10 protein-coding genes and 1 pseudogene are annotated in these 7,386 nt (G+C 70.7%); 5 read left to right on the top strand and 6 right to left on the bottom strand.

What is annotated here, in order from left to right:
* The first annotated feature begins 56 nt into the window (after positions 1 to 56).
* Positions 57 to 686, top strand: a complete 630-nt coding sequence (locus AW270_RS02430) for a DedA family protein (RefSeq protein WP_061290031.1) — start codon at positions 57 to 59, stop codon at positions 684 to 686.
* A gap of 105 nt (positions 687 to 791) precedes the next feature.
* Positions 792 to 1,606 (top strand): IS5 family transposase gene (locus AW270_RS37390; protein WP_439649029.1). Its coding sequence is split into 2 segments (ribosomal slippage): positions 792 to 1,149 and positions 1,149 to 1,606, totalling 816 coding nucleotides; the frame shifts between segments, so codons are not numbered across the junction.
* 98 nt (positions 1,607 to 1,704) lie between these two features.
* Here AW270_RS37390 and AW270_RS02415 read toward each other — a convergent pair.
* A complete protein-coding gene (locus AW270_RS02415) occupies positions 1,705 to 2,154 on the bottom strand; it encodes a hemerythrin domain-containing protein (RefSeq protein ID WP_218009050.1) in 450 nt (149 codons plus the stop codon).
* Between the two features lie 149 nt (positions 2,155 to 2,303).
* Between AW270_RS02415 and AW270_RS42330 the strand changes: the two are divergent.
* Positions 2,304 to 2,849 (top strand): annotated as a pseudogene (locus tag AW270_RS42330) (AF_0692 family protein); the annotation flags it as partial.
* Between the two features lie 54 nt (positions 2,850 to 2,903).
* Here the strand turns inward: AW270_RS42330 and AW270_RS42030 are convergent.
* The 4 genes from AW270_RS42030 to AW270_RS02395 form a co-directional block, all read right to left on the bottom strand.
* Positions 2,904 to 3,167 carry a barstar family protein gene (locus tag AW270_RS42030; protein ID WP_369408971.1) on the bottom strand — a complete coding sequence of 88 codons (264 nt, stop codon included), beginning with the start codon at positions 3,165 to 3,167 and terminating at the stop codon, positions 2,904 to 2,906.
* Between the two features lie 361 nt (positions 3,168 to 3,528).
* Entirely contained in the window at positions 3,529 to 4,341 is an 813-nt protein-coding gene (locus AW270_RS02405; protein WP_061290192.1) for an ABC transporter permease, read from the bottom strand.
* A gap of 23 nt (positions 4,342 to 4,364) precedes the next feature.
* Positions 4,365 to 5,171, bottom strand: coding sequence for an ABC transporter permease (locus AW270_RS02400; protein WP_082801250.1), 807 nt, complete (start codon positions 5,169 to 5,171; stop codon positions 4,365 to 4,367).
* A complete protein-coding gene (locus tag AW270_RS02395) occupies positions 5,171 to 6,094 on the bottom strand; it encodes an ABC transporter ATP-binding protein (protein ID WP_061290017.1) in 924 nt (307 codons plus the stop codon). The genes AW270_RS02400 and AW270_RS02395 overlap by 1 nt, the downstream gene beginning before the upstream one ends.
* Before the next feature lie 238 nt (positions 6,095 to 6,332).
* On the opposite strand from AW270_RS02395, the gene AW270_RS02390 reads away from it, so the two are divergent.
* Positions 6,333 to 6,722 carry a ribonuclease domain-containing protein gene (locus AW270_RS02390; protein ID WP_218009049.1) on the top strand — a complete coding sequence of 130 codons (390 nt, stop codon included), beginning with the start codon at positions 6,333 to 6,335 and terminating at the stop codon, positions 6,720 to 6,722.
* 10 nt (positions 6,723 to 6,732) lie between these two features.
* Positions 6,733 to 7,110, top strand: coding sequence for a barstar family protein (locus AW270_RS02385; RefSeq protein ID WP_061290011.1), 378 nt, complete (start codon positions 6,733 to 6,735; stop codon positions 7,108 to 7,110).
* On the opposite strand, the gene AW270_RS02380 is transcribed toward AW270_RS02385, so the two are convergent.
* Positions 7,107 to 7,386 (bottom strand): SRPBCC family protein (locus AW270_RS02380; protein ID WP_245674537.1); only part of this gene is annotated, 280 nt, incomplete at its 5' end. The genes AW270_RS02385 and AW270_RS02380 overlap by 4 nt on opposite strands.

The following is a 7,386-nucleotide window of genomic DNA, read 5'->3' as shown; positions in this document are numbered from 1 at the left end:
CCGCCCGACCATCGCCGGGAGCGCCCCCACCCCCCATGTCCCTAATGTCGGCTGCCATGACCGACGCCATCATGACCCTCCTGCACGAGGTGATGTCCTCCCCGTGGATCTACGCCGCCCTGCTGGCCATCGCCGTCATCGACGCGTTCTTCCCCGTGGTGCCCAGCGAGACAGCCGTCATCACCGCCGGCGTGTTCGCCGCCGCCGAAGGCACCCCCCACCTGGGCCTGGTCATCGCCGCAGCGGCCACCGGCGCCTTCATCGGGGACAACATCTCCTACCAGATCGGCCGCGCCGGCGGCAGCCGCCTCCAGCACCGCACCGCCATCCGCTGGGCTCACGCCGCCTTCCAGGAACGCGGCGGCCTGCTGCTCGTCGTGGCCCGCTACATCCCCGGCGGCCGCACCGCCGTCACCCTCACCACCGGCGTCGTCCGCTACCCCCTGCACCGCTTCGCCTTCTTCGACGGCATCGCCGTCATCTCCTGGGCCCTGTACTCGGCCCTCATCGGCTACATCGGCGGCGCCGCCTTCGAGGACAACCCCTTCAAGGGCCTGCTGCTCGGCCTGGGCATCGCCCTGGCCGTCACCGCCGTCGTGGAGATCGTCCGCCACCTCCGCCGCCGCCGAACCCCGGCCCCGGAACCCGAGGACCCCGCCGAGCGACCCCGCGAACTCACCGGCTGACCCATCGGCCCACCTTGCGGCTGACCTCTGCGACTTAGAGCTCCTAACAAAATGACTTCCGTTGTGCTTTGATCTCTCGCTGTAGCCAAGCGGGAGGCGTTGCAGGTGGCCAAGCTCAAGCCGTGGGAAGTCGACGACGAGCTGTGGGCGGTGATCGAGCCGTTGCTGCCCCGTCGTCCACGCCGGGTACGGCATCCGGGTCGCAAGCGGCTGGATGACCGGCTGGCTCTGCAGGGCATCTTGTTTGTGCTGCATACCGGGATCGCCTGGGAGCACCTGCCGCAAGAGCTGGGCTATGGGTCGGGCATGACGTGCTGGCGGCGCCTGGACGAATGGAACCGGGCCGGGGTGTGGCAGCGGCTGCATGAGATTCTGCTCGACCGGCTGCGGAGTGCCGACGTCCTGGACCTGTCCCGGGCCGCGGTGGACTCCTCCCAGATCAGAGCGTTAAAAGGGGGCCGCAGACCGGCCCGTCCCCGGTCGATCGAGGACGGGCCGGAAGCAAGCACCACCTGATCACCGACGCGGGCGGCATCCCGCTGGCGGTGATCCTGACCGGCGCGAACCGCAACGACGTCACCCAGCTGCTACCGCTGCTGCACGCGATCCCCAAGATCCGTGGCAAGCGCGGCCGGCACCGGCAACGACCGGATGCCGTCCTGGCCGACCGCGGCTACGACCACGACAAGTACCGCCGCCTGGTCCGCGCCCTTCAGATCCGCCCGCTCATCGCCCGCCGAGGCACCCCGCACGGCTCCGGCCTGGGCAGACAGCGCTGGGTCGTCGAGCAGACCTTCGCGTTGCTGCACGCTTTCCGGCGATTACGGATCCGCTGGGAAGCCCGGGCGGACATTCACGAGGCCTTCCTCAAACTGGCCTGCGCCCTCATCTGCTGGCGACGACTCACCTCATTCTGTTAGGAGCTCTTACTCTTGCGGTTGACCTCTGCGGTTGACCCCACGACTCATCCTGCCGCCAGCCCGCCGCGCCTACGGGGGGTTGGCTCTCCGGCGCGGGCCTACGCCAGCCGCCGCAGGAAGTCCGGGGGAGTGTCCCGCCACTCGGGGATGTCCAGCCGGTTGAGCGCCGCCACGATCGTCCGCTCCTCGTAGGCGAAATGCGACGTCACGATCGCCGCCAGCCCCGCCACCTCCCCGGCGAACCGCTCCGCGCCCCCCGGCTCACCCGCCAGAGCGGCCAGCCGGGACAGGATCCCGGAGATCATGTCGTGGTCACGCCGCAGCAACTCCAGCGTCGGCCCCAACTCGGGGAAGTCCCGCTCCAAAGCCGGGAACCCCAGAGTGTCCTCGCCGACGTGATGGCGCTCCAGCGCCGTGCAGAAAGCCAGGCAGTGGGCCCGCAGATCACGCCCCGCGCCCGCATCCCCGTCGACCAGCCGGTCAAGCTCCTCGCGCAACCACAGGTGCACCTCGACGAGCTGATTCCCGAACGCCGCCAAACGCCCCACAGGGCCAGAATCCGATGAGTACATACGGCGCCCCACTCTAGACCCCCACCAAAGTCGCCCCCGCGCCCCGCACCCACCCGACCAAAGTCACCCCGGCCCAGCCCGCCGCCCGATCCGCCGCCGCCCTCGCCGCGCCTACGGTGCCGTCCATGACCCGGATCGCCCTGGCCGCCGGACTGTTCCTCCTGGCCCCGCTGATGGGGGAATACCTCATCGGCAACGTCCCCGCCTCCGCCCTGCCCGGCCTGATCGTGCTGGCCCCCATGTACGGCGGCGCCGCCCTCCTCATCCGCGAGGTCACCCGCCGCACCGGCCGCGGCTGGCCCACCATGATCACCCTGGCCCTCGCCTACGGCGTGCTCCAGCCCGCGATCATCGACCAGTCGCTGTTCAACCCGTCCTTCGACGGCCACGACTTCACCGCCGCCCCCACCTACCTGCCCGCCCTCGGCCTGGACCCCGGCCTGATCCTCACCTTCACCACCGGCCACGCCATCACCAGCCTGGCCCTCCCGATCGCCCTCACCGAAGCCCTGGCCCGCCACCGCGCCACCACCCCCTGGCTGCGCGCCCCCGGCCTGACCGTCACCACCCTGCTGTTCGCCGCCGGATCCTGGCTCATCCACGCCGACCACCAGACCTACTTCCAGGCGACCCCGCTCCAGCTCGGCCTCTCCGCCGTGGTGGTCGCGCTGCTGCTCGTGGCCGCCTTCAGCTTCCGCCCCACCGGCCCCCGGCCCAGCGCCCCCTCAAGGCCCGCCCACCGCTTCGGGCCCACCCGCCGCCTCCGGGCCACCGGCCGCGAAACGACCGGGCACCCCCAGCATCACCCCGGTCCCGGCCGGCCTGTTCACCACCACGGCGGCGCCAGGGAAGGGCGGTCCACACGCGTCCCAGTTGCGGCCGAAGTAGTCGGGGAAGCGCAGGACCCGCGCCGTCTCGTCGAAGAGGGCGGCGCGGGTGCGGCTGCTCGTATCACCGGCCGAGAAGTCGCCGGGCCCGCCGCGCCGCACCCGGCGAAGGCCGCGGGGGAGCGCCCGGCACCCACCGCCCCGGCCGCACCGGCCGCACCGCGCCCCTGGCAGGCCGGGCTCGCCGCCGCCCTCGCCGTCACCGCCCACACCCTGCGCCCCGAAACCTGGCCCGGCCTGGCCGTCGGCGTCCTGCTCCTGGCCGCCGCGACGCTCGTCATCGCCCGCTGGGCCACCCGCCCCGGCTGGACCCGCCGCCACACCACCTGCCTGGCCGCCGGAGCCGCCCTCACCCCGCTGTGGACCGGCTTCCTCCTGCTCGACCTCACCGGCAGAGCCACCCCGCCCCACCTCATCGGCCAGGCCGCCATCGCCGCCACCGTCGCCGCCGTCCGGGCCTCCGCTACACCAGCAGCAACTTCTCGATACGCCGCGACGCCACCCACAACCCCGCCACCGCCATCACCACCAGATACGCCACATGCGTGAGCAGCCCCCACCCGGCCGGCCCCACCGCCAGCCCCCGCACCAGCTCCACCGCGTGATACAGCGGCGTCACCGACACGACCACCTCGAACACCGCCGGATAGTCCCGCACCGGCGAGAACGTCCCCGAGAACAGGAACAGCGTGAACTGCCCCGTCGTCAGCAGATCGAAATCCTGCCACCCCCGCAGGAACGTCGAGATCGCCATCCCCACCGCCCCGAACGCCACCCCCACCAAAGCCGCCGCCGGGAACGCCGCCAGCGCCCCACCCACCGACGTCAACCCCAGAACGACCATCACCCCCAAAAACAGCACCGAATAGAACAGGCACCGCACCACCGCCCATGTCAGCTCACCCAGCGCGATCTCCACCGGCCGCACCGGCGTCGCCAGCACCGCGTCATACGTCCGGGCGTACTTGAACTTGAAGAACACGTTGAACGTCGTCTCCGCCAGCGCCCCCGACATCGCCGACACCGCCAGCATCGCCGGCGCCACGAACACCGCGTAGTCGACCATCCGGCCACCCACCGGCACCGCCCCGACCAGCGCCCCCACACCCACACCGATCGACAGCAGATACAGCAGCGGCTCGAAGAACCCCGACAACAGCACCAGCCAATACGCCGGCCCCGACCGCAACGCCCCCACATTGCGGCCCAGCACCGCACCCACCCGGCCAGCCGAGATCCCGCGCCGGACCGCCCGCCCGGCCACCATCACCGTCATCACCGGAGATCACCCACCCGACATCACACCGCCAACCGGCGCGTGAACCCGCGCCACGCGAACCAGCCCCCCGCCACCGCCCACCCCAGCAGGCACAGCACATGAGCCCAGACCGGCCACGGCGGCCACACCCCCAGCGTCGCCGCCCGGCACAGCTCCACCCCATGCCACAGCGGCGACGCCCACGCCAGCCACTGCGCCGCCACCGGCAACTGCGCCACCGGGAAGAACACCCCCGAGAACAACGTCATCGGGATCATCACAAACCGGAACAGCAGCGCGAAATAGCCGTCGTTGTCGATCCTCGACGCGAACCCCATCACCGGCAGCGCCGACGCCACCACCACCGCCGCGCACACCACCGGCGTCACCACCGCCCACCACGACCGCAACCCGCCAAACAGCAGCACCACCAGCAGGAACACCACCGTCTGCGGCAGCACCCGCACCACCATGAACAGCACCTGACCCGCGATGATCTCCCCGATCCGCACCGGCGTGGCCCGCATCGCGTGATAACCCCGCGTCCACTTGAAATCACCCAGCACCGGATAGGTCGTCTCACCCACCGCCATCTGGAACGCCGTCGAGGCCATCACCCCCGGCACGATCCACTGCAGATAGGTCACCCCGTCGAGATCACCCACATAACCGCCGACCCCCAGCCCGATGCTCACCAGGAACAGCACCGGCAGCAGGAACGAGGAGAACGCCGACGCCCAGAACAGCCGCCGGTACAGCGTCAGATGACGCTCCAGCACCGCCACCGTCGAACTCACCGTCGAAGTCACCACAGAAGTCACCGCAGAAGTCACCGCCGGATGCGCCATCACTCCACCAGCGTCCGGCCGGTCAGATGCAGGAACACATCCTCCAGCGTCGAGCGGCGCACCAGCACACTGGAGGGCTCCAGCCCCCGCCGATGCACCTCCGCCACCGCCGCGTCCCCGTCCCGCGCATACACCAGCAGCCGATCAGGCAGCGCGTCGACCCGCTCACCCACCCCCTCCAGCTTTCCCACCGCGTCCAGCCCCGCCGGGAACCGCAACTCCACCACCTCAGGCGTCGAATACCGCCCGATCAGCTCCCGCGGCGACCCCTCCGCCACGATCCGCCCGCCGTCCATCACCACCAGACGGTCACACAACTGCTCGGCCTCATCCATGTAGTGCGTCGTCAGCACCAGCGTCACCCCACGCTGCTTCAACTGGTAGAGCCGCTCCCACAACAGATGCCGCGCCTGCGGATCCAGCCCCGTCGTCGGCTCGTCGAGCAGCATGATCTCCGGATCGTTCACCATCGCCCGCGCGATCAGCAGCCGCTGCTTCATCCCACCCGACAGCGGCTCCACCTTCCCCTTCGCCCGATCCGCCAACTGCACGAACTCCAGCAACTCACCCGCCCGCCGCCGCGCCTCCGCCCGCGACAACCCGAAATACCGCGCATACGTCGTCAAGTTCTCGAACACCGACAGATCCGTGTCGAGATTGCCCAACTGCGGGCACACCCCCAGCCGCGCCCGGATCGCCACCCCGTCACGCACCGGATCCATCCCCAGAATCCGCAGCTCACCCGCCGTCGGCGCCGACACACAACTGATCATCCGCATCGTCGACGACTTCCCCGCCCCATTCGGACCCAGGAAACCGAACGCCTCACCCCGCTCCACCGCCACGTCGATCCCGTCGACCGCCGTGAACCCCCCGAAGCGTTTGACCAGCCCACGCGCGCGAATCAACGGTTCCTCAGCCACGACAACCGACCCTAGACCCGCCCACCGACAATCCCGCAACGCATTTCCCGCACCCCCGCCCGCCGTCCTGACAACCCCGTCAAGGACCCCACCGGCCCACCACCGTGAACACCCACCAGACGGCCACCCCGAAACCGCCCCTCACTGTTCACCCGCCCGTTGATCGTCTTACAGTGCACCTGACCGCACCCTGAAGTGATCCTTCCGGATGACCGATCACGCCCCCCAAGGAGGCCCCGTGCACACCCCGCACCGCCTGGCCCTCATCCTCGCCACCCTGATGTCCCTCATCGCCGTGGCCGCCCCGGCCCCCGCCCAGGCCGCCGTCTACAGCAGCTGCACCCAGACCCGCTGCGCCGACGCCCGCACCGCCAACACCACCTGGCGCGCCAAGGGCTACCCCACCACCGCCGGCTGGTACACCTGGACCAACGGCCTCCACAACTACACCGGCGGCCGCCACTACAACCGCGAAGGCCAGCTCCCCACCAACGCCACCTACTACGAATACGACGTCTACCCGCGCCCCCGCGGCGCCGCCCGCGACGCCTACCGCATCGTCGTCAACAAGAGCACCGGCGCCACGTGGTTCACCCCCGACCACTACGCCAACTTCTACCGCCTCTAGGACCACGCCCATGACCGCCGACCTGCCGCCCTGGCTCACCCTCACCACCGGCCCCGCCCCGGCGGTCATCGACGCACGCGCCTGCCGCACCCGCGCCGCCCTCTTCGACGAGACGGCGCGGGTCCTGCGCTTCCCCGACTACTTCGGCCGCAACTGGGACGCCTACGCCGACTCCCTCGGCGACGCCCTCCGCGCCGGCACCACCCACCTCATCATCGTCAACGCCGAAGACCTCCTCAGCGCCGAACCCCCCGAGCAGTACACCACCCTGCTCGACATCCTCGCCGTCGCCGCCCGCACCGGCCTCACCCTCACCCTCCACACCCAGCCGGGGGAGGAGACCCACCTGCGCGCCCGCACCAAAGCCGCCCTGCCCCCAGGCTCCTAACCCTTCGCGGCCAGCCGCGTCAGCCGCTCCAGCGACACCTTCAACGCCGCCGCCACCACCGGACGCGCCACCACCCACCCGGCCCGCCCCAGCACCCCCCACGGCAACTCCACGTCCTCGACCCACTCCACCCGGCTGCGCCCACCCGCCAGGGGAGTGACCAGAAACGTCCCGCCGCCCTTCACCACCGACCCCGTATGCCGCACCTCCACCATCGACCCCGGCTTGTACGCCGTGATCTCCATCGTGTCCGTGAACCCCACCGGACCCACCCCC

Source organism: Herbidospora cretacea (genome assembly GCF_001570605.1).
GTDB lineage: Bacteria > Actinomycetota > Actinomycetes > Streptosporangiales > Streptosporangiaceae > Herbidospora > Herbidospora cretacea.
The sequence above is the reverse complement of the archived record's forward strand: the minus strand, read 5'-3'. Positions and strand labels throughout refer to the sequence as shown.